Origin of the sequence: Enterobacter cloacae complex sp. GYL001 (genome assembly GCF_049237125.1) — a bacterium.
Classification (GTDB): domain Bacteria; phylum Pseudomonadota; class Gammaproteobacteria; order Enterobacterales; family Enterobacteriaceae; genus Enterobacter; species Enterobacter hormaechei_C.
Genome location: NZ_JBMKGW010000003.1, coordinates 162,719 through 184,599, shown reverse-complemented (window position 1 = coordinate 184,599; position 21,881 = coordinate 162,719). Strand labels below are relative to the sequence as shown.

Genomic DNA, 21,881 nt, shown 5'->3' with positions numbered 1-21,881 from the left:
GCAGTGTAACATAAAGGCTCCGGCGCGTTGACACCGGAGCCTGCGAGATTAACGTGGCAGCGCCGTTCCCCATTCGCGCCACTCTTTCGGTTCACTTTCCAGCAGCAGGAAGTGTTTACCTGCCTGCGCCTTAGGCGCCAGAGGCGTGCCAGGCGGCGTCGCGAAGGCAATGCCGCCGCGAATGAACTGATTAAAGGTCCCCGTTTTGACCACGCCACCGGTCAGGCCGAAGTCCAGCGAGTAGCCTGAAGCGAGCCAGAACACCGAGTTGTTGCGCACCAGATGCTGATAACGCTGGCTGATGCGCAGGCCGACCATCACGCGATCGGACAGATTACCCAGCGTCAGGCTTGTTACTGTCCCTACTTCAATGCCGCGGAACAGGACCGGCGTACCGATGCCCAGCGAACCGGCTTCCGGCACTTCAACCACAATGCTCAGACCGTCCAGATAACGGGAGTCGGTGATGGTGGCCTCCTGCAACTCAAATTCACGACGCGCGTTGCCGCGACCCGGTTCAACGTTAATGTACGGCTGAAGTATGGTGTCGAGATGCTCAACCCCTGCGGCAGAAATTTGCGGCGTAACCACCGAGAAGCGCGAGCCTGCCCGGGCAAACGTCTGCACATATTCCGGATAAAGCACGGCGGTCGCCTGCACTTCGTTGCGTGCGGTGATCAGCGTCAGCTTCTGGACCTGCCCGATATCAATGCCGAGATAGCGGATGGGCATGCCTTCAGCCAGTTTACCGGCATCAAAGGTGTGCAGGGTAATTTGCCCCCCGACCGCGCGCGCCGCGGTTTCGGACGGGAAGAGGATCCGCTTGTCACCTTTACGAATGTTGCCGCCCGCGCCGCTCAGGTTATCGAAGCTGATCGCACCGCGCAGGGCACGGGAGAGAGGCGATGCCTGTACGGTCAGCCCGCTGCCGTTGAGTTGCACTTTCGCGCCACCCTCAGCCCAGAACACGCTGTTTGGCGTGAGCAGCTTGCGGTACTCCGGCTTGATATGCAGTTCGATATCAAACGCGTCCGCACGAGGACGAACGGTGATCACTTCCCCCACCTCAAACTTACGGTAAAGCACGACGGAGCCTGCCTGGACATCCGGCAGCGTTTCAGCGCTTAAGGTCAGCGTGGTGGTTGGCAGGTCGCCAAGGCTATTTTCAATGGCTTTGTCCAGATTGGCGAACAGCGGATAGCTTTCGCGCAGCGCACCTTTGCTGCCCGGCAGAATGCGGATCCCGCCGTTAACCCACTCACTGGCGCTGGCGCCGAGGAACTCAACCCCGTCCAGACCCACCTTCACGTCGACCCGACTGTTAACCACAAATTTACTGTCGCCGTGGACCAGGTTGCCGTACTGCGGATCGATGGCGGCGGAGAAGGAGACCCCTTTTTCCGACAGCTTACGTTCGAGGACCTGGCCCACCTGCACACCGTGCAGGATCAGCGGTTGCCCGGCTTCAATACCGTAGCTTTCCGGCGCATTCAGCGTAACCGTCAACACGCCCGGTTTTTGCAGCAGGGCTTTATCCGCCGGCGCGATAACAAAGTTTTTGTTCGGCGCACCTTCGCCAGGGATCAGCTCAAAGGTGCTTCCCGTCAGCAGAGAACTGATGCTGGCGTCGCTGAGGGAGAGCTTCGGATTACGCAGTTCAATGCGCGTTTTTTCCCGCAGGAGATCCACCACACTCGGATCCACCGTCATTTCGCCGGTAACGGAACCGCCCGCATTGAGGGTTAATTTTGTCAGTTGCCCGACCTCTAAACCCTGGTACATCAGCGGGGTCGAACCGGCTTTCAGGCCTTTGGCATCCGGCAGGGTCAGCTTGACGATGACACCGCGCTGGCTGTGCGCCAGGTCGGCGTACAGGCCAAAGGTATCTTCTGCGGCGGCAGGGCTGGAGTTAGCAGGTGAGTCGAAGGCGATAGCGCCATTCACCAGCGCCGCCAGGCTCTCAAGCTTCACTTTCGCACCGCTTAAGCTCAGGTCAGCATCGACGCCTGAGACGTTCCAGAAGCGGCTGCCTTTTTTCACCAGGTTGGTAAAACGGCGCTCGATGAGTACATCAATGGTCACGCCATCTTTGTTCGGGTTAATGGCGTAGTCGTAAACGCGGCCTACCGGAATTTTGCGGAAATAGACCAGAGAACCACTGTTCAGCGAGCCCAAATCCGGCGCGCGGAGATGGATCATCAAATCGCCGTTATTCAGCCGATATTTCGGCTGGGTATCCAGCGCAACAAAGTGATCCTGTGGCTCACCTTTGCCGGGCATCATGCCGATATAGTTACCGCCCACAAGCGCATCCAGCCCGGAAACGCCGGCCAGGGAGGCTTTAGGCGTGACCAGCCAGAACTGCGTTTCGGCACGCAGGGCATCCTGCATATCAGACTTAATGCTCGCCCGGACCTGGATTTTGTTCAGCCCTTTGCCAAGGGAAATATCCTGCACGGTACCCACTTCCACCCCCTGGAAGCGAACGGGGGTACGTCCGGCGACAATGCCGTCCGCAGACTGGAAATCAATCGTGATGGTACTTCCGCGATCTTCATAGCTCGTCCAGATAAGCCAGCCTGCGATCATCAGCGCGATAACAGGCAGCAACCAGAATGGCGAAATGCGGCGTTTTGTTTTAATTCTCGCTTCAGTCGGCGAAGCGGGCGTTTCCTGACTCATGTGCGTCCCAAAGTAAGCGGCTGTCCAGCCATTCCACTGCAAGAATAGTCAATATCACCGCAGAGCCGAAATAAAAAGCTGCGGGTCCCATGGTAAAAGCAAGTAACTGATCGCGATTGATGAGCGACATCATCAGCGAAATCACGAACAGATCCAACATCGACCAGCGACCAATCCAGGTCACAAATCGCAGAAGCAGGATGCGGGTGCGTAGTCCTTGTTCGCATTTAAAGTGAATGCTGATAAGCAGCGTAAACATCACCACCACTTTGGTAAAGGGCACCAGAATACTGGCGATGAAAACAATGGCGGCGACCCCCACGTTACTGTGCGCCAGAGAGATAATCCCCGAAAGGATAGTATCTTCCTGACGGGCGCCGTTCACATAAATTACGGAGATCGGCAGCATGTTGGCCGGGAACAAAAATACCAGGGAGGCGATTAGCGCCGCCCAGCACTTTTGCAGGCTGTTGTTGCGTCGCAATCTTAACGGAATGTGGCAGCGTGGGCACCTCCCGCGTTTATCCGGAAAACCGGTGTAATGGCAGCCCAGGCAGACGCGCAGGTTTTCATCAGGCCGGGTCGCGGGGCGCTGCGGGTAAAATCGCTCCCAAAGCTGTTCAACATTGAGATGAATCAGGGTCAAAATACTCAGCAGGACCAGTGAAATAAACGCGAAAAGGCCGATGCCGGGTTGTAAAAACGCATAATCCTGCACCTTGATGGAGGCCACGCCAATGCCTACCAGATAGATGTCCAGCATCACCCACTCCTTGAGCTTTTCCAGCATGAGCAGGACAGGGCGCAGGTTCATCCCCAGAATGTTGCCAAACCACAGGTAGGCAATTGCCGCGACCAGCACCAACGGCGCGCCGACGACGCAGAACAGCACCATGGCGGCCGTAAGCGGATCGCCCTGGCGCGTCATCTGCCAGATCCCCTGCAACACGTTAGCGTCAATACGCACGCCAAGCAGGTAGAGCTTTAACAGCGGCTCGGTCCAGGCGAAGGGCATCAGCAGCAGCATGGTGACCGCCATTGCCGCCAGACGCGTCAATGACCAGTCCCGGCCATCGCGGATTTTGGCATCGCAGCATGGACAAAAAGCACTTTGGTGCGATTTCATCTTCGGCAACATAAAAAGCGTATCGCACTGGGGACAACGCTGATAATGTGCACGGGGCAGAGCCTGGCTTACCGTACGGACAACGATCTTTCGTGTCGGCGTAATTTGGGGTGTTTTTAGGGCCATCAGTCGCACACAGATTAGTATTGTTGAAAGTTATAATAACTCATGAACGGATTCATCTTGAGCATGAGCGCATTTAATGCTTATTTTAATAGGCTATGCGGTAACTATGTAAGATAACTAAGTGATTGAATAATGAACAAAACAGAATTCTACGCGGATCTGAATCGCGATTTTAAGGCATTAATGGCAGGGGAAACCAGTTTCTTAGCCACTCTGGCAAATACCAGTGCGTTACTGTTCGAACGCCTTTCTGACGTGAACTGGGCGGGCTTTTATCTGCTGGAAGGTGACACGCTGGTGCTGGGGCCTTTCCAGGGTAAACTCGCCTGCGTACGCATCCCGGTAGGTCGTGGCGTGTGCGGTACCGCAGTGGCGACCCGTCAGGTTCAGCGTGTCGAAGATGTTCATGCGTTTGACGGCCACATTGCCTGCGATGCCAGCAGCAATTCTGAAATCGTACTGCCGCTGGTGGTTAAAAATCAGATTATTGGCGTTCTGGATATCGACAGCACGGTCTTCAGCCGCTTTACTGCCGAGGATGAGCAGGGGCTGCGCGCGCTGGCCGCAAACTTGGAAAATGTTCTGGCAGAGACCGATTATCATAAATTCTTTGCGAGCGTCGCAGGATAATCAACGGATAACGTAGCATTTACTGATAGCGTCATTATAATGTCGCCTGTTCATGCCTGCGCTTGTTGGCAACGTCCGTTGTAATCAGGAAATTTCATGGAAAATCAACCTAAGTTGAATAGCAGTAAAGAAGTTATCGCATTTCTGGCCGAGCGTTTCCCGCAGTGCTTCAGCGCTGAAGGTGAAGCGCGTCCTCTGAAAGTCGGTATCTTTCAGGATCTGGTCGCGCGCGTTGAGGGGGAGATGAACCTCAGCAAAACGCAGCTTCGTTCTGCCTTGCGCCTTTATACCTCGAGCTGGCGTTACCTGTACGGTATCAAGCCGGGTGCGACCCGTGTCGACCTTGACGGCAACCCGTGCGGTGAGCTGGACGAGCAGCACGTAGAACATGCGCGTAAGCAGCTTGAAGAAGCCAAAGCTCGCGTGCAGGCACAGCGTGCGGAACAGCAGGCGAAAAAACGCGAAGCCGCAGCGGCAAACGGTCAGGAAGACGCCCCTCGTCGCGAGCGTAAACCGCGCCCGGCACCGCGTCGTACTGAAAATAACGATCGCAAACCGCGTGCTGACAAACCCGCAGCTAAAGCCCCACGTGCGCCGCGCGAAGAGCCGCGCCACACCCCAGTTTCTGACATCAATGCGCTGAGCGTAGGTCAGTCTCTGAAGGTGAAAGCGGGTAACAACGCGATGGACGCCACCGTACTGGAAATCACCAAAGATGGCGTTCGTGTACAGCTGACTTCTGGTATGTCAATGATTGTACGCGCAGAACACTTGTTGTTCTGAAACGGAGGCCGAGCCTGGCATGAACACTTTTTTTAAGCTCACCGCGCTGGCTGGCCTGTTTGCTATAACAGGCCATGCTTTCGCTGTGGACGATATTACGCGTGTTGATCAAATTCCGGTTCTCAAGGAAGAGACTCAGCACGCGACGGTGAGTGAGCGCGTGACGTCGCGCTTTACTCGTTCGCACTATCGTCAGTTCGATCTCGATCAGGCCTTTTCGGCCAAAATCTTTGACCGTTATCTGAACTTGCTGGATTACAGCCATAACGTACTGCTGGCCAGCGATGTCGAACAGTTCGCTAAACGCAAATCCGAAGTGGGTGATGAGCTGCGCTCCGGAAAGCTCGATCTGTTCTACGATCTGTACAACTTATCGCAAAAGCGCCGTTTTGAGCGTTATCAATACGCGCTGAAAGTGCTGGAACGTCCGATGGACTTCACCGGCAACGACACCTTTAATCTGGACCGCAGCAAAGCGCCATGGCCGAAAGACGAGGCTGAACTGAATGCGCTGTGGGACGGAAAAGTCAAATATGACGAACTGAGCCTCAAGCTTACAGGCAAAGACGAGAAAGAGATCCGTGAGACGTTAAATCGTCGATACAAATTCGCTATTCGTCGTCTGGCGCAGACCAACAGTGAAGATGTTTTCTCGCTGGCGATGACCGCGTTTGCGCATGAAATTGATCCGCACACTAATTATCTCTCTCCACGTAACACCGAACAGTTCAATACCGAAATGAGCCTGTCTCTGGAAGGTATCGGTGCTGTGCTTCAGATGGACGATGACTACACCGTAATCAACTCCATGGTGGCCGGTGGCCCTGCGTCGAAAAGCAAAGCGATCAGCGTAGGCGACCGTATTGTCGGTGTGGGTCAAACCGGAAAGAGCATGGTGGACGTGATTGGCTGGCGTCTTGATGACGTTGTTGCGCTGATCAAAGGGCCGAAGGGCAGCAAAGTTCGCCTGGAGATCTTGCCAGCCGGTAAGGGGACCAAAACCCGTATCGTTACTCTGACCCGTGAGCGTATCCGTCTGGAAGATCGCGCGGTGAAAATGTCGGTGAAAACCGTGGGTAAAGAGAAGGTTGGCGTTCTGGATATCCCTGGTTTCTACGTCGGCCTGACCGATGATGTGAAAGTGCAGCTCCAGAAGCTTGAAAAGCAGAATGTCAGCAGCGTGATCATTGACCTGCGCAGCAACGGCGGCGGGGCATTGACCGAGGCCGTCTCGCTTTCCGGGCTGTTTATCCCGTCTGGCCCGGTGGTACAGGTGCGCGATAACAACGGTAAAGTGCGTGAAGATGCCGATACCGATGGTGTGGTCTACTATAAGGGGCCGCTGGTGGTGCTGGTCGATCGCTTCAGCGCCTCTGCATCGGAAATCTTCGCTGCTGCCATGCAGGATTACGGCCGGGCATTAATCGTCGGCGAACCGACGTTTGGCAAGGGCACCGTTCAGCAGTACCGCTCTCTGAACCGTATTTACGACCAGATGCTGCGCCCTGAGTGGCCTGCGCTGGGCTCAGTACAGTACACTATTCAGAAGTTTTACCGCGTCAACGGCGGCAGTACGCAGCGCAAAGGCGTGACGCCGGATATCATGATGCCGACAGGTACCGAAGAGACGGAAACGGGCGAGAAGTTTGAAGATAACGCGCTGCCGTGGGATAGCATTGATGCCGCGACATTCGTGAAATCGGGTGATATGAAACAGTTCGGACCGGAACTGCTGAAAAATCACAACGATCGCATCGGGAAGGATCCGGAATTCCAGTACATCATGAAGGACATCGCGCGTTTCAACGCTTTGAAAGCGAAACGGAACATTGTGTCTCTGAACTATGCCCAGCGTGAGAAAGAGAACAATGAAGATGACGCGACACGTCTGGCGCGTATCAACGATCGCTTCAAACGTGAAGGCAAGCCTCTGCTCAAAAAACTGGACGATCTGCCTAAGGATTACCAGGAGCCCGATCCGTATCTGGACGAGACGGTGCATATCGCGCTTGATCTCGCGAAGCTGGAAAAAGAGAAACCCGCTCTGCAACCTGCTCCGACAAAATAATCCCCCAACAGGCACAAGAAATTGTGCCTGTTTCTTTATGTACCTCCTCCTTCCGTCAGGCGGATTTCCAATTGTGTAAAGTTGTGTCTTTCTGGTGACTTACGCCGTCTGGATGCTTGAAAATAGCCGTAATACCCATACGATGTGGGTAATCGCATAGTGCGTTTTGTTAAACTGAGGTTAAAAGAATATTATGATGCGAATCGCGCTCTTCCTGCTCACCAACCTGGCGGTGATGGTGGTATTCGGGCTGGTGCTAAGCCTGACGGGAATTCAGTCGAGCAGCGTTCAGGGTCTGTTGATTATGGCGCTGCTGTTTGGTTTCGGTGGCTCTTTCATTTCACTGCTGATGTCGAAGTGGATGGCATTGAAATCTGTGGGCGGTGAAGTTATTGAGCAACCGCGTAACGATATGGAGCAGTGGCTGATGAGCACGGTTGCTCAGCAGTCAAGGCAGGCGGGCATTGCCATGCCGCAGGTAGCCATCTACCACGCGCCGGATATTAACGCGTTTGCTACCGGTGCGCGTCGTGACGCGTCCCTGGTGGCCGTCAGTACCGGTCTGCTGCAAAACATGAGTCGTGACGAAGCGGAAGCGGTTATTGCTCACGAGATCAGCCATATCGCCAATGGCGATATGGTCACCATGACCCTGATCCAGGGTGTGGTGAACACCTTCGTTATCTTTATTTCTCGTATTCTGGCACAGATTGCTGCCGGGTTTATGGGTGGCAACCGTGATGAGGGTGAAGAGAGCAACGGCAACCCGCTGATCTATTTTGCTGTTTCAATGGTGCTGGAGCTGGTGTTCGGTATCCTGGCAAGCATCATTACCATGTGGTTCTCCCGTCATCGTGAGTTCCACGCGGATGCCGGTTCCGCGAAACTGGTGGGTCGTGAAAAGATGATTGCTGCGCTGCAACGACTGAAAACCAGCTACGAGCCGCAGGAAGCAAACAGCATGATGGCCTTCTGCATCAACGGCAAATCAAAGTCGCTGAGCGAGCTGTTTATGTCTCACCCGCCGCTGGATAAACGTATTGAAGCGCTGCGTAGCGGCGAATACCTGAAGTAACGTAATCGGGTTGAAAAGAACCGGGCTGGAGCCATTCTCCGCCCGGTTTTTTTATGCCTGCGCCTTTGGCTGGGTGACGCGAAGGCCGCTAATGACAGCCGCGAGGGTCGCCAGGGTCCCTGCGGTAATCAGCGCAACGTGTGTCGCATTCTGCCCGGCAAGGTTAAACATCAACGCCACCAGTGCGGCCCCGGTGCTTTGCCCTAACAGTCTTGCCGTGCCCAGCATCCCGCTGGCGCCACCGCTGCGATGACGAGGGGCAGAGGTGATAATCGTGTGGTTATTAGGGGACTGGAACAGACCAAAACCGGCCCCGCACAGGATCATGCGCCAGATAATATCCAGATCCCCCGGCGAGGCGGGCAGGAGCGCCAGCGAAAACAGTCCCACCGCCATGACAACCAGCCCAATCGCCCCCAGAAGCCCGGCATGGACGCGCTCAATAAGGTAACCGGCCAGCGGGGCCATCACCATGGTTGCCAGCGGCCAGGGCGTGAGCAGCAAGCCTGTCTCCACTTCTGAACGGCCAATCACGCTCTGCAAAAAGAACGGCAGCGCAACCAGCGCCAGCATCTGGGCGCAGAACGAGCAAATGGAGGTACAAATGGATAGCGAAAACAGCGGAATACGCAGCAAATCCACCGGCAGTAACGGCACGGGCAGCGCCAGCTGACGTCGTACAAAGAAAAAGCCGATGATAAGCATGGCAACGATTTCTGCGGCAATGAGCGACAGAGACTGTCCCTGCGCAAATCCGCTCAGCGCCGTAATTAGCAGGCCAAAAGTCAGCGCGTTCATCACGGCGCTGGGCAGATCGAAACGTGGCATGGTACTTTTCGGACCATTTTCCGGAAGATAGCGCAGGGCGAAGAAGATCGCCACAATGCCCAGCGGCACGTTAATGGCAAACAACCACTGCCACGAGGCAACGGACAGGATGGCGGCGGCAATCGTTGGGCCGGCGGCGGACGACACGGCCACAATAAAGGAGTTAATGCCCATGCCGCGCCCCAGGTGGCGTTGAGGATAAATAAGCCGTATCAGGGCCGTGTTCACGCTCATTAGCGCCGCGCCGCCAAAGCCCTGCGCGATACGCGCCAGCGTAAGGGTGTGTAGTGAATCTGAAAGGGCACAGAAGAGCGAGGTGAGGGTAAAGACCACCAGCCCGCACTGGTAAACCCGGCGATAACCAAACATATCGCCCAGGAAAGAGAGTGACAGAAGGGAAATCACAATCGCTATCTGGTACGCGTTCACAATCCAGATGGAGCTTGCCGGCGAAGCATTAAGGTCTTTGGCAATGGTAGGAAGAGCCACGTTGGCAATCGCACCGTCAAGGACAGCCATCGAAATACCGATGACAATAGTGGCAATTGCCCCGTACCGCTGCGGTAAGGGCAGGCCATCAGAAACGTTTTTTTGCATGGGGAAAGAATGACTCAGCGTGAAATTATTTTCAGAGTAACTATTTTAGCATCGTTATTTCGGTTTTATGTCGCAGATTTGTAACGAAGTAAACCCAGATAGATTGCAGCACGCATCACACGAATTTATAATAAAAACCGGTTCTGATTTTTATAAAACACTCTCCATGAGGTGATAAATGGCAATCGCAGATTTGGATAAGCAGCCAGATTCTGTTTCTTCCGTGCTGAAGGTGTTTGGTATCTTGCAGGCGCTCGGAGAAGAGCGTGAAATTGGTATTACAGAGTTGTCGCAGCGTGTGATGATGTCGAAAAGCACCGTTTATCGCTTTTTGCAGACGATGAAATCATTGGGTTATGTCGCGCAGGAAGGAGAATCAGAAAAATATTCTCTGACCCTGAAACTGTTTGAACTGGGCGCCCGCGCCTTGCAGAACGTGGATCTGATCCGCAGCGCTGACATTCAGATGCGTGAACTTTCACGACTGACGAAAGAGACAATTCACCTCGGTGCGCTGGATGAAGACAGCATTGTTTACATCCACAAAATTGACTCTATGTACAACCTGCGCATGTATTCACGTATCGGTCGTCGTAACCCGCTGTACAGCACCGCAATTGGTAAAGTACTGCTGGCCTGGCGCGATCGCGAAGAGGTGAAGCAAATCCTTGACGGGGTGGAGTACAAACGCAGCACCGACCGCACGATTACCAGTACGGAAGAACTGCTGAGCGTGCTGGATAAAGTGCGTGAGCAGGGTTACGGGGAAGATAACGAAGAGCAGGAAGAGGGGTTGCGTTGCATCGGTGTGCCGGTGTTTGACCGCTTCGGCGTTGTCATTGCGGGCCTGAGCATTTCGTTCCCAACGCTGCGTTTCTCTGAAGAGCGTCTTCATGAATATGTGGCGATTCTGCATACCGCAGCGCGCAAAATTTCAGAGCAGATGGGCTATAACGATTATCCGTTCTGATCGACGCCACCAATAAAAACGCCGCACTTTTGCGGCGTTTCTGTAAGCGAAGTTCAGCGCTGATTAACCGTTATCAACCACAACAGATGATTTACGCAGCACAGGACAGTTGGTTAACCCGATGATCCCGCTGTCGGAATGGATGTACTGAGCCGTGCTTATCCCCTGGGCGGTAAGATATTTACACTGGATACCCAGACCCGCGGCATTTTCTTTGCTCCCCATTAATACGCCGTACCCACTTAATAACAGGCCGATCCAGACAATGGCCAGTACAATTACTGTACGAATAAGTAAACGCATCGTTGCCTCTTTTTTCTTTGTTGTCATAGAGTAAGCGTAACGGCTTTACGCAGTGAAACAAGTGCACGATTCCGAAAAGCGTCTGTTGAAGGTACAGTTAGCCCCTGTTTAAGATAACCGTGATAACCTGGCTGTATCAGGTCATAAGACGGAGTGTGGAGTGAAAAAAATACGCTGGGTAATTCTGATTATAGTGTTGATAGCATGCGTGGTGCTGTGGACGCAGACTATCAATGTGATGTGCGATCAGGATGTACAGTTCTTTAGCGGCATTTGTTCAATCAATAAGTTTATCCCCTGGTAGAGACCATTTTTACGCTGAGTGATGTCCTTACGCGGCGGCAGTGGTAAAATGGCGGTTTTTACTGAGGTGGTGAAATGGGTGAGTTACTGAATTCGGGGCTGCTGAGCATTGCATCCCTGGTAATGTCTTTGGTGGTGCTGGTCGTTGGGCTGGTGCTGTGGTTTTTCGTTAACCGCGCCAGCTCCCGCACAAACGAGCAGATTGAGCTGCTGGAAGCATTGCTCGATCAGCAGAAACGGCAGACTGCGCTGCTGCGTCGTTTGTGCGAAGCCAACGAGCCGGAGGAGAAAGCGGTACCGAAGGACGCTGTTGCTCAACAACAAGACGAGGAAGACTTCATTCGCCTGGTAGCTGAACGATAGTCTGCCCGGAGCGGGGAGGTGGCCTGACGTACGGCGTAAATCCCCTCCCTTATCAAATGCATCCCACAACTTCCCGGCATTTAATTAAGCAGCAGTTAACTCATGTTTTAGCACACTGAAAACTGGCGAATATTTATCCTTATTTAACAAATTCAGTTTCGTTGAATAAATAGTGTGCTTTATCTTTCCTGAAGTGTTTTATTTTTATCGAAACGTTTTGCTTGCCTTGTTTTGAGGCAGAGTCATAAAAATTTCATTATTTTGGTGCAGAATAACACTTATTAAATGGTGGTTTTTAATACAGTTAGCAAAATGTAATTAACATCGTATATTCCCTGACACATGTTGGTGCGTTGCAATGTTTTCAGCATAACTTTTCACAAAATGTTCTAACTCAGTCATTCCTTTAAAGAAATTCTGGGATTGGGATGGACGCTTTGAAATGATTGAGCTATGTTTAAAAAGTCTTTGATTACAGGGCGCGTCAACGCACCCTGCGGGCAGTGAGGTCAGGTGGCGCTTCATTTGACAATTCGCATAACTGTGCAGATTGTTATGGAGTAACGTCTGAATTTGTGCGGCGGATCGAGACACGTTTAAAAATGGCTTGCCATATTAAACGTTGTGTGTGATAACACGTTTTGGGTCAAACGAGGTACAGTTCTGTTTATGTGTGGCATTTTCAGTAAAGAAGTCCTGAGTAAACACGTTGTCGTTGAATACCGCTTCTCTGCCGAACCTTATATTAGTGCCTCAAGCAGTAATGTCTCAGTTTTATCTATGTCAAAGCCCGCGGGCTAAGAAAACACTCTAAGGAATTTTGCAAATGGCAAAGATTAAAGGTCAAGTTAAGTGGTTCAACGAGTCTAAAGGTTTTGGTTTCATTACTCCTGCTGACGGCAGCAAAGACGTGTTCGTACACTTCTCTGCAATCCAGGGTAACGGCTTCAAAACTCTGGCTGAAGGCCAGAACGTTGAGTTCGAAATTCAGGATGGCCAGAAAGGCCCAGCTGCGGTTAACGTAACTGCCATCTGATCGAATCACTGCTGACTGAAGCGCTCAGCGCTTCGATCTCAGACATAAGCCTCGCCGATGCGGGGCTTTTTTATTCGCTTATTTTTCAAAATATTACGTAATCCTCCGCTGTTATTATCTTGTTGCAAACCCGCGAGATTATTAGCATTGTTTTCCCGCCTTATTATCTGCTTTTCCCGTTAAATCAGGGCGTTGATCAACAGCCCTGGGGTTAAGGTGAAAAAAAAGACAATAACCACCACCGGAAACTTTACTCCGGCACGTTTTGCACTTCTGTGTCTCGCTATCTTTTGTAGCCTTGCGTTTCTGCTGGGCCGCGTGGCGTGGCTGCAAATTATCAAACCGGATAATCTGGTGAAGCAGGAGGATATGCGCTCCCTGCGCGAAGTGGCGATAGACGCCCCGCGTGGGATGATTGTGGACCGTGAAGGGCGACCCCTTGCGGTGAGCGTACCTGTCCAGGCCGTCTGGGCCGATCCCAAAACAGTGCTGGAAAAAGGGGGGATCGGTTATGACTCGCGCTGGCAGGCCCTGGCAAATGCCTTACACCTTTCTCTGAGCACGCTCGCATCGCGAATTAACAGTAACCCGCACGGGCGATTTATTTACCTGGCCCGTCAGGTTGATCCCGCCCAGGCAAAGTGGATCGATAAGCTGCGTCTCCCCGGTATCAACCTTCGCGATGAGTCCCGCCGCTTTTATCCTGCCGGGCACGTGGCGGCGAACCTGATTGGCTTCACCAATATTGATGGTCAGGGCATTGAGGGCGTCGAGAAAAGCTTTAACACGCAGCTTACCGGGAAGGCAGGCGTGCGGCTGGTCAGGAAAGATCGCTACGGACATGTGGTGGAGAACCTTACGGAGCTGGCTCCCGTACCTGCACATAATATCCAGCTTAGTATCGATGAACGCCTGCAAACTATCACCGAAGACGCGCTGGATAATGCCGTGGCGTGGAACAAAGCCGAGTCAGGCGCGTCGGTGCTGATTAATATCCGAACGGGCGAAATTCTGGCGATGGCGAGCTTCCCCGACTTCAACCCCAACAACCGGGAAGGGGCAACGCTGGATGATTTTCGCAATCGCGCGATCAGCGACACCTTTGAACCTGGCTCGACCGTTAAGCCTCTGGTGCTGATGACGGCGCTACAGCAGGGGCTGGTACAGCCTGACAGCGTGATAGATACGCATCCCTACACCATTGATGGTCATCGTATTCGTGATGTGGGCTACTACCCCGAGCTGACGATGACCGGGATTTTGCAAAAATCTAGCGACACAGGCGTATCCCGTCTTTCGCTGGCGATGCCCGTGCAACGGTTACTGGATACCTATAAAAACTTTGGTTTTGGCGAGAGTACCGGGCTTGGTTTAACGGGAGAAAGCGCAGGTTTACTGCCGCAGCGAAAATTCTGGAGTCAGTTAGATCGGGCGACCTTTGCCTTTGGGTATGGCCTGATGGTAACCCCCCTCCAGCTGGCGCATGTGTATGCCACCATCGGCAGCTACGGCATTGAACGGCCTCTGTCCATCACCCGTATTGACCCGCCGGTGATTGGCAAGCGGGTGATGCCCGAGGAAATTGTTCACGAGGTGGAACATATGATGGAGAGCGTTGCGTTACCCGGCGGTGGCGGGGTCAAAGCGGCGGTGCGTAACTATCGCGTGGCGATAAAAACCGGGACGGCCAAAAAAATCGATGAACATGGTAAGTATGTGGATAAATACGTCGCCTATACCGCAGGCGTTGCGCCTGCCAGCGATCCCCGTTTCGCGCTGGTGGTGGTGATCAACGATCCGCAAAACGGTGCCTACTATGGCGGGGCCGTTTCTGCGCCCGTGTTCAGCGAAATTATGGGTAACGTCCTGCGCCTGGAAAACGTGAAGCCAGACGGGCTGCCGGCAGATTCTGACCATCTGATCGTGATGCGTCACCCAGCCGTTTATAACCCTGGCGAATAGCGGTACACTTCGCCTTTTGGTTTACGCCTGGAGCTGTCATGTCTTTCAGTTGTCCCCTTTGCCACGCGCCGCTGACGCGCGCGGAGAAAACGTTTATCTGTCCACAGGGACATCAGTTTGACCGGGCGAAAGAGGGCTATGTAAATCTTCTGCCGGTACAGCACAAGCGCTCCCGGGACCCGGGTGACAGCGCGGAGATGATGCAGGCGCGCCGGGCGTTTCTCGATGCCGGGCACTATCAACCGCTCAGGGATGCCGTTGTCGCCTTACTCCGTCAATATCTGACAGAAGGCGCATCCGCCATGCTGGATATCGGCTGCGGCGAAGGTTACTACACCGCCACGTTTGCTGACGTGGCGGCTGAGAAGGGCGCCGAAACTTACGGGCTGGACGTGTCGAAAGTGGCTATCCGTGCGGCAGCAAAACGCTACTCAGCGGTAACGTTCTGCGTGGCCTCCAGCCACCGCCTGCCGTTTGAAGAAGCGAGTATGGACGCCGTGGTGCGTATCTATGCGCCGTGCAAGGCAGAGGAGCTGGCGCGCGTCGTTAAGCCCGGCGGCTGGGTTATCACCGTCACGCCAGGGCCGCGTCATCTGCTGGAGTTAAAAGGGCTGATCTATGATGAAGTTCACCTGCATGCGCCGCACTCTGAACAGCTGGCGGGCTTTGCGTTAAAGCAGGCGCAGTCGGTAGCGTATGAAATGACGTTGCAGGGAAGTGAAGCCGTGGCGTTACTGCAAATGACGCCGTTTGCATGGCGGGCAAAACCAGAGGTGTGGGAAACGCTGGCAGCGCAGACAGAATTTCGCTGCCAGACGGATTTCAGCATCCATTGCTGGCAGCGCGAAGGTTAACCCGCGAAGTGTGCCCAAAGGATTTGGGCACCAATCCCGATCAACACGATACCGCCCAGAATTTCGGCTCGTTTGCCTAACAGCGGGCCAATGAACCGACCCACCATCATCCCCAGCGTTGACATGATCAGCGTGGCGCAGCCAATCGCCAGCGCGGTGGCGATAATATTGACCTGCAAAAACGCCAGACCGACACCCACGGCCATTGCATCCAGGCTGGTTGCGATGGCGGTTGTCACCAGAAGCCAGAAGCCGTGGCGTTGCAGCGGCGCATCATCTTCATCGCCGTTACCACGAAAGCCTTCAATCACCATGCGTCCTCCGAGGAACACCAGCAGCACGAAAGCAATCCAGTGATTCCACTCCAGCACGAACTGGCTGGCGAGCATCCCCAGACCCCAGCCGATAAGCGGCGTCAGCGTTTCGATAGCACCAAATATGAGACCGGTACGCAGGGCGTCGGAAAATTTAGGTTTATGGAGGGTGGCACCTTTACCAATAGAGGCGGCAAATGCGTCCATGGACATGCCAAAAGCCAGAAGGATCGTAGCGGAGATATTCATAAGAGCGTCCAGACCGGGGATATCCATATGACACATCACTGCCCCCAGTAAACAGCAGTTGATGTATCTATGGTCTCGCCTGATCGCTTTTGGCACAGTAAGTGTGCTGAAAACGATCCGTACGCGCCACGTTTTTCAACGAGTATGTTGACACGTACATTTCCCGCAGGCAGGAAATCGGCTACTCCCCAACGACGGGCGCAACCTTAACATATTTTGAGAATATAAAACAACAACGAAGATGGCTTTATATAGCCACTATGTTGATAACGATTTTCATTTAGATTTATGCGTGAAAATATCGTTAACAAATATAAGGCAATTAACAGAGGAGATATAGCACCGGCTATAATGCTGGTTTAAGAATAATGCAATATATAGCCGATGCTATAATATTAACTCATTGAGTTTTAACGAGTAATTTGTAGATCTTTTCCAGGTCATCAATATTTTTGACCCGGATGAGCAGGCGGCGTTGTTCTAATTGCATCACCAGAACCCCGTCTTCGGATAAATTCATCTCTTTAATACGGTTATATTCTATCCAGACATTGGCGAAGAAGAATCCGTGTTTTTTAAAAATGAGTTTTGGCGAGCGGATCCAGAACAGGTAAATCGCCATTAATGCCAGCGCACATAATAACCATGTGGTTAATATTGCGCCGTGGCTGGTCACATTATTGTAAATCAGGATGACTACCAGACCGGCGAAGATAAACGCATCAATGCGTCCACGGCGTAAGAGGGGAAGGGTCAGCAGCGTCTCGCCGTGGCGGCGAGGCATAATGAACTCGTCATAGATCGCGTAAGCCAGAAGGGCAACAATAAACAAAACCAGTACGGTGTCCGTGACAGTCATTCATCCTCCAGATAAAAAGACCGGGGGCAAGCCCCCGGTCAGTAACGCAGTTTATTACAGACCCAGCAAGCCGACGGCGTAGCCCGCGATACCGATGACGAAGAAGCCAACGATGATCCACAGCGGGTTCACTTTCTTACGCAGCAGCCACATACAGGCGAAGGTTAACAGCAGCGGTACCAGGCCCGGCATCAGCTGGTCCAGAATGGTCTGCACGGTGGTAACGCGCGTCTGACCATCCTGACCGGTGATCGTCGATACCACCAGCGGGATGTTCACGTGCGTCCACTTGTTAACCAGCGCCCCCATTACAAACAGGCCGAGGATTGACGCCCCCTCAGTCAGTTTTTGCAGGAAGCCGCCGCCCATATCCTTAACGATATCCACCCCTTTACGATAACCGTACGCCACGCCGTAGTAACGGGTCAGCAGACGCACCGCGTTGAACAGGATGAAGAACAGCAGAGGACCGAGCAGGCTGCCGCTCATGGCGATCCCGGCGCCCAGCGCCGCAAAGACCGGCCGCACGGTACCCCAGAAGATCGGGTCGCCCACGCCTGCCAGCGGCCCCATCAGACCAACTTTGATACCGTTGATGGCACCATCGTCGATTTCAGCCCCGTTCGCACGCTGCTCTTCCATTGCCAGCGTCACGCCCAGAACAGGCGCCGCAACATAAGGATGGGTGTTGAAGAATTCCAGGTGACGCTTAATTGCCTGACGGCGTGCTTCGTTGTTTTCCGGATACAGGCGTTTGATGGCCGGCACCATGGAGAAGCAGAAGCCGAGCGCCTGCATACGTTCGAAGTTCCATGAACCCTGAAACAGGTTAGAACGGATGAACACGCCACGAATATCACCCGGAGTGAGTTTTTTCTCAGTGGTAGTTTTTGTCATATCAACCATTTCGCTCACCTGTTAGTCCAGTTCGTTATCGAGATCGTTGTTACCAGCAGCCTGCGCAGGGGCACCCGCGACACGGTTGTATTTCGGGCTGAGCTGGATATAAAGAATCGCCATCACCGCACCAATCACACCCAGCGCAACCAGGTTGAAGTTGGTGAACGCAGCGGTAACGAAGCCAAGGTAGAAGAATGGCATCAGGTAGCCTGCGCGCATCATGTTGATGACCATCGCATAACCGACCACCACGATCATACCCCCGGCGATATTCAGACCGCTGGTAACCACTTCAGGGATCGCATTCAGCATGCCCTGAACTTCGCTGGTACCGACAGAAATCGCCACGATAACCGCAGGGATTGCGATACGCATCGCTTGCAGGAACAGGGAAGAAACGTGGATCCAGGAGAGCGCGGTGAGGTTGCCGTTTTCGGCCGCCTTATCCGCCGCGTGCTGGAAGGCAACGGTAATAGTACGGACGATAATGGTCAGCACCTGACCCGCTGCGGCCAGCGGGATGGCCAGCGCGATACCGGCACCAATACTCTGATGACCAGCGATAACCAGAACGGTTGAAATAATGGACGCCAGCGCGGCATCTGGCGCAACTGCCGCACCGATGTTCATCCAGCCGAGGGCGATCATTTCCAAAGTACCACCGATGATGATACCGGTTTTCATGTCACCGAGAACGGCGCCAATCAACGTACAGGCCACCAGAGGGCGGTGGAACTGAAATTCATCAAGTACGGACTCCATACCCGCAATACATGCGACGATGAACACCAGCACAATCTGAAGAGTAGTAATCTCCATTGCACTTCTCCTATTACATAAGCTCTATATGAAAAACCGGCCCGGGCTTATTTCCCCACTTTGCCGATCAAATCCATCATTTTCAGTTTCTGGTCCGTGGAAACCTTACGGGCTTCCAGTTCGATACCGCGTGCATTCAGTTTGTTGAAGGCCTCGATATCTTTCGCATCCACTGAAATCGCGTTGTTGACCTGCGTTTTGCCCTGACGGAATGCCATACCGCCAATGTTAACGGAGGTGATTTTCACGCCGCCTTCAACAATGCGTTCGACGTCTGTCGGGTTGGTGAAGAGAAGCATCACGCGCTCACCCGCATATTTCGGGTTGTTGTAAACGCGGATCATTTTGGCGACATCCACGACGTGCGCGGTGACGCCCGGCGGTGCAACCTGGGTAAGAAGGGTTTTACGGACAGTGTCGGCGGCCACTTCGTCACTGACCACGATGATGCGTTGTACGTTGGTCTCTTTGGTCCAGCGTGTTGCCACCTGGCCGTGGATCAGACGGTCATCAATACGCGCAAGGCCGATAACCATATAATCGTTCTGACCCATTGGCTTCGCCGGTGCTGCCGCCCTTGGTGCAGCAGGGGCAGGGGCCGGTTTTTCAACCGGCTGCGCTTTCAGCGCCTTCACGCCTTCGCGACCGGTTTCCACCGCCAGTGCCACCAGTTCATCAAAACCTGGGTTGTCGTCACGCGCCATGAAGGTTTCCACCAACATCGGGATATTCACCCCGGCGACGACTTCATAATGCTCTTTATCGACGACAATGCGGCTGGCAGCGTTGAACGGGCTGCCGCCCCATGTATCCACGAGAAACAGCACGCCTTTGCTGGTATCCAGCTTCTCAAGCTGAGCAGTGTATTTTTCAATCAGCGTCTCGGCATTTTCACCGGGAACGAAATCGATCCAGCCGACGTTTTCCTGCTCGCCCAACAGCATTTCTGCCGTTTTGAGTAACTGCTCCGCAGCCCAACCATGTGTGCCTATGACAATAGCAATGGTCACTTGCTACCTCCTTTTATTATCATGTATACGTCTGCCAGGCAGGCGTACTGAGAATCGTATTGGCGAACCGAATCGATTCAGATAAGGGTTAGAGTTCAAAAAACTAAGACTTCCGCGAATTATTTTAGATAGTGAAAAAATAATTTATGTGATGAAGATCCGTAATTTAGCTAAGCCTTACAGATTTTTCTTTAAGTTAATCCGCGTGTGTTACAGAAGTTTGCAAAGGAACGTAAATCTTTGCTAAAAACCAATTGTCTCTGATATGTTTAGCGTCCGTTTAATTATTCAGGAGTATAGGGCTACAGCCCACTATATGGACCGTCACCGACGTCAGTCATCTTCCAGGCCACTCCGCGCCTTATTCATCGGCGATCTTCGCCACGCATCGACTCTCATTCCTTTTGAAATGCCCGAAATTAGCGGGGCACCGTTTTGTCATTCCTTTAGCAGGAGCGTGTCATGGAATTCTTAATGGACCCGTCAATCTGGGTAGGCTTGCTTACGCTGGTCGTGCTGGAGATCGTTCTCGGTATTGATAACCTGGTGTTTATCGCCATCCTCGCGGATAAGCTCCCGCCGAAACAGCGTGATAAAGCCCGTCTGATCGGCCTCTCGCTGGCGCTGATCATGCGTCTGGGCTTGCTGTCTGTGATCTCGTGGATGGTTACCCTGACGAAGCCGCTGTTCACCGTCATGGATTTCACCTTCTCCGGCCGCGATTTAATCATGCTGGTGGGGGGCCTGTTCCTGCTGTTCAAAGCCACAACAGAGCTGCATGAACGGCTGGAGAACCGGCAGCACGATGATGGCCACGGTAAGGGTTACGCCAGCTTCTGGGTGGTTGTTCTCCAGATTGTGGTGCTTGATGCGGTCTTCTCTCTGGATGCGGTGATTACGGCAGTCGGCATGGTGAACCATCTGCCGGTGATGATGGCGGCGGTGGTGATTGCGATGGCGGTAATGCTGCTGGCGTCAAAACCGCTGACGCGTTTCGTCAACCAGCATCCGACGGTCGTTGTGCTGTGTCTGAGCTTCCTGCTGATGATTGGTCTGAGCCTGGTGGCAGAAGGGTTTGGCTTCCATATTCCGAAAGGCTACCTGTACGCCGCGATTGGCTTCTCGATTCTGATCGAGCTGTTTAACCAGATTGCGCGCCGTAACTTTATTAAGCAGCAGTCGAATCAGCCGCTGCGAGCCCGTACCGCAGATGCGATTCTGCGACTGATGGGTGGACGTCGTCAGGTCAACGTGCAGGCTGATAACGAGAACCGTAACCCGGTTCCGGTGCCGGAAGGCGCGTTTGTGGAAGAAGAACGCTACATGATCAACGGCGTGCTTTCGCTGGCTTCCCGCTCCCTGCGCGGCATTATGACGCCGCGCGGTGAGATCAGCTGGGTGGACGCCAACCTGAGCGTCGACGAAATTCGTCAGCAGCTGCTCTCCTCGCCACACAGTCTGTTCCCGGTCTGCCGGGGTGAGCTGGATGAGATCATCGGTGTCGTACGCGCGAAAGAGATGCTGGTGGCGCTGGAAGAGGGCGTTAACGTCGAGGCCGTAGCGGCCGCGTCGCCCGCCATCGTAGTACCGGAGACGCTGGATCCGATCAACCTGCTGGGCGTATTGCGTCGTGCCCGCGGGAGCTTTGTTATCGTCACCAATGAATTTGGTGTGGTACAGGGCCTGGTGACGCCGCTGGACGTGCTGGAAGCCATTGCCGGTGAATTCCCTGATGCGGATGAAACCCCGGAAATCGTTGCCGACGGTGACGGCTGGCTGGTGAAAGGCACCACCGACCTGCACGCGCTCTCGCACACGCTGGGCGTCGAAAACGTGGTCAATGATGATGAAGACATTGCCACCGTCGCGGGGCTGGTGATTGCCGTTAACGGGCAGATCCCGCGTATTGGTGATGTGCTGGAGCTGCCGCCGCTGCAAATTACTATCGTCGAAGCCAACGACTATCGCGTTGATATGGTGCGTATTGTTAAAGAGCACTCTGCACACGACGAAGAAGAGTAACG

21 protein-coding genes, 1 pseudogene and 1 riboswitch are annotated in these 21,881 nt (G+C 53.6%); of the genes and pseudogenes, 13 read left to right on the top strand and 9 right to left on the bottom strand.

Annotation, left to right across the window (positions count from 1 at the left end):
• Nucleotides 1–48: 48 nt before the first annotated feature.
• Together ACOTWU_RS08195 and yebS are read right to left on the bottom strand one after the other, a co-directional pair.
• Nucleotides 49–2,682 (bottom strand): PqiB family protein, encoded by a 2,634-nt coding sequence (locus ACOTWU_RS08195; protein ID WP_040117783.1) that lies wholly within the window; start codon nucleotides 2,680–2,682, stop codon nucleotides 49–51.
• On the bottom strand, nucleotides 2,651–3,934 hold the full coding sequence (yebS, locus tag ACOTWU_RS08190; RefSeq protein ID WP_020480541.1) for a membrane integrity lipid transport subunit YebS: 1,284 nt from the start codon (nucleotides 3,932–3,934) through the stop codon (nucleotides 2,651–2,653). The genes ACOTWU_RS08195 and yebS overlap by 32 nt, the downstream gene beginning before the upstream one ends.
• Before the next feature lie 132 nt (nucleotides 3,935–4,066).
• On the opposite strand from yebS, the gene ACOTWU_RS08185 reads away from it, so the two are divergent.
• The 4 genes from ACOTWU_RS08185 (at nucleotide 4,067) to htpX (ending at nucleotide 8,490) form a co-directional block, all read left to right on the top strand.
• A complete protein-coding gene (locus ACOTWU_RS08185) occupies nucleotides 4,067–4,564 on the top strand; it encodes a GAF domain-containing protein (RefSeq protein ID WP_006811006.1) in 498 nt (165 codons plus the stop codon).
• Nucleotides 4,565–4,660: 96 nt separating this feature from the next.
• Nucleotides 4,661–5,347 carry an RNA chaperone ProQ gene (proQ, locus tag ACOTWU_RS08180; RefSeq protein WP_003859895.1) on the top strand — a complete coding sequence of 229 codons (687 nt, stop codon included), beginning with the start codon at nucleotides 4,661–4,663 and terminating at the stop codon, nucleotides 5,345–5,347.
• A 19-nt stretch (nucleotides 5,348–5,366) separates the two neighbouring features.
• Complete coding sequence (prc, locus tag ACOTWU_RS08175; protein WP_015570296.1) at nucleotides 5,367–7,415, top strand: carboxy terminal-processing peptidase; 2,049 nt, start codon at nucleotides 5,367–5,369, stop codon at nucleotides 7,413–7,415.
• Between the two features lie 193 nt (nucleotides 7,416–7,608).
• The gene (gene htpX / locus ACOTWU_RS08170) at nucleotides 7,609–8,490 is read left to right on the top strand and encodes a protease HtpX (protein ID WP_045348666.1); all 882 of its coding nucleotides are present in this window, start codon (nucleotides 7,609–7,611) and stop codon (nucleotides 8,488–8,490) included.
• Nucleotides 8,491–8,541: 51 nt separating this feature from the next.
• Here htpX and ACOTWU_RS08165 read toward each other — a convergent pair whose 3' ends face one another.
• Nucleotides 8,542–9,915 carry an MFS transporter gene (locus tag ACOTWU_RS08165; protein ID WP_039270566.1) on the bottom strand — a complete coding sequence of 458 codons (1,374 nt, stop codon included), beginning with the start codon at nucleotides 9,913–9,915 and terminating at the stop codon, nucleotides 8,542–8,544.
• A 178-nt stretch (nucleotides 9,916–10,093) separates the two neighbouring features.
• Between ACOTWU_RS08165 and kdgR the strand changes: the two genes are divergently transcribed.
• Nucleotides 10,094–10,885 carry a DNA-binding transcriptional regulator KdgR gene (gene kdgR, locus ACOTWU_RS08160; RefSeq protein ID WP_015570299.1) on the top strand — a complete coding sequence of 264 codons (792 nt, stop codon included), beginning with the start codon at nucleotides 10,094–10,096 and terminating at the stop codon, nucleotides 10,883–10,885.
• A 63-nt stretch (nucleotides 10,886–10,948) separates the two neighbouring features.
• Here kdgR and ACOTWU_RS08155 read toward each other — a convergent pair whose 3' ends face one another.
• Entirely contained in the window at nucleotides 10,949–11,188 is a 240-nt protein-coding gene (locus ACOTWU_RS08155) for a YobH family protein (RefSeq protein WP_017384332.1), read from the bottom strand.
• Between the two features lie 160 nt (nucleotides 11,189–11,348).
• Between ACOTWU_RS08155 and mgrB the strand changes: the two genes are divergently transcribed.
• From mgrB to rlmA, 6 genes and pseudogenes are all read left to right on the top strand, one after another.
• Nucleotides 11,349–11,492 (top strand): PhoP/PhoQ regulator MgrB, encoded by a 144-nt coding sequence (mgrB, locus tag ACOTWU_RS08150; protein WP_003859906.1) that lies wholly within the window; start codon nucleotides 11,349–11,351, stop codon nucleotides 11,490–11,492.
• Nucleotides 11,493–11,566: 74 nt separating this feature from the next.
• Nucleotides 11,567–11,854: a YebO family protein gene (locus ACOTWU_RS08145; protein WP_017693259.1), complete on the top strand. Its 288-nt coding sequence runs from the start codon at nucleotides 11,567–11,569 to the stop codon at nucleotides 11,852–11,854.
• A 669-nt stretch (nucleotides 11,855–12,523) separates the two neighbouring features.
• A pseudogene (locus tag ACOTWU_RS08140) lies at nucleotides 12,524–12,668 on the top strand (DUF2627 domain-containing protein).
• Nucleotides 12,669–12,680: 12 nt separating this feature from the next.
• Nucleotides 12,681–12,890, top strand: a complete 210-nt coding sequence (cspE, locus tag ACOTWU_RS08135; protein ID WP_001062678.1) for a transcription antiterminator/RNA stability regulator CspE — start codon at nucleotides 12,681–12,683, stop codon at nucleotides 12,888–12,890.
• Between the two features lie 216 nt (nucleotides 12,891–13,106).
• Nucleotides 13,107–14,852, top strand: coding sequence for a peptidoglycan glycosyltransferase FtsI (gene ftsI / locus ACOTWU_RS08130; protein WP_126498640.1), 1,746 nt, complete (start codon nucleotides 13,107–13,109; stop codon nucleotides 14,850–14,852).
• 38 nt (nucleotides 14,853–14,890) lie between these two features.
• Complete coding sequence (gene rlmA / locus ACOTWU_RS08125) at nucleotides 14,891–15,706, top strand: 23S rRNA (guanine(745)-N(1))-methyltransferase (protein WP_017384329.1); 816 nt, start codon at nucleotides 14,891–14,893, stop codon at nucleotides 15,704–15,706.
• On the opposite strand, the gene mntP is transcribed toward rlmA, so the two are convergent.
• The 5 genes from mntP to manX form a co-directional block, all read right to left on the bottom strand.
• On the bottom strand, nucleotides 15,703–16,269 hold the full coding sequence (mntP, locus tag ACOTWU_RS08120) for a manganese efflux pump MntP (protein WP_023296797.1): 567 nt from the start codon (nucleotides 16,267–16,269) through the stop codon (nucleotides 15,703–15,705). The two genes, rlmA and mntP, sit on opposite strands and share 4 nt — an antisense overlap.
• 1 nt (nucleotide 16,270) lies before the next feature.
• A riboswitch (yybP-ykoY riboswitch) is annotated at nucleotides 16,271–16,471 on the bottom strand.
• A 198-nt stretch (nucleotides 16,472–16,669) separates the two neighbouring features.
• Nucleotides 16,670–17,128, bottom strand: coding sequence for a DUF986 family protein (locus ACOTWU_RS08115; RefSeq protein ID WP_015570303.1), 459 nt, complete (start codon nucleotides 17,126–17,128; stop codon nucleotides 16,670–16,672).
• A gap of 54 nt (nucleotides 17,129–17,182) precedes the next feature.
• A complete protein-coding gene (locus ACOTWU_RS08110; RefSeq protein WP_006810994.1) occupies nucleotides 17,183–18,034 on the bottom strand; it encodes a PTS mannose transporter subunit IID in 852 nt (283 codons plus the stop codon).
• Nucleotides 18,035–18,046: 12 nt separating this feature from the next.
• Nucleotides 18,047–18,847, bottom strand: coding sequence for a PTS mannose transporter subunit IIC (gene manY, locus ACOTWU_RS08105; RefSeq protein ID WP_003859914.1), 801 nt, complete (start codon nucleotides 18,845–18,847; stop codon nucleotides 18,047–18,049).
• A gap of 47 nt (nucleotides 18,848–18,894) precedes the next feature.
• On the bottom strand, nucleotides 18,895–19,857 hold the full coding sequence (gene manX, locus ACOTWU_RS08100) for a PTS mannose transporter subunit IIAB (RefSeq protein ID WP_126498639.1): 963 nt from the start codon (nucleotides 19,855–19,857) through the stop codon (nucleotides 18,895–18,897).
• A 265-nt stretch (nucleotides 19,858–20,122) separates the two neighbouring features.
• Between manX and ACOTWU_RS08095 the strand changes: the two genes are divergently transcribed.
• Nucleotides 20,123–20,332, top strand: a complete 210-nt coding sequence (locus ACOTWU_RS08095; RefSeq protein ID WP_077266479.1) for a protein YoaL — start codon at nucleotides 20,123–20,125, stop codon at nucleotides 20,330–20,332.
• Nucleotides 20,320–21,879, top strand: a complete 1,560-nt coding sequence (gene yoaE / locus ACOTWU_RS08090) for a CNNM family cation transport protein YoaE (RefSeq protein WP_006810992.1) — start codon at nucleotides 20,320–20,322, stop codon at nucleotides 21,877–21,879. Before ACOTWU_RS08095 ends, yoaE begins: the two co-directional genes overlap by 13 nt.
• The last annotated feature ends 2 nt before the right edge of the window (nucleotides 21,880–21,881 follow it).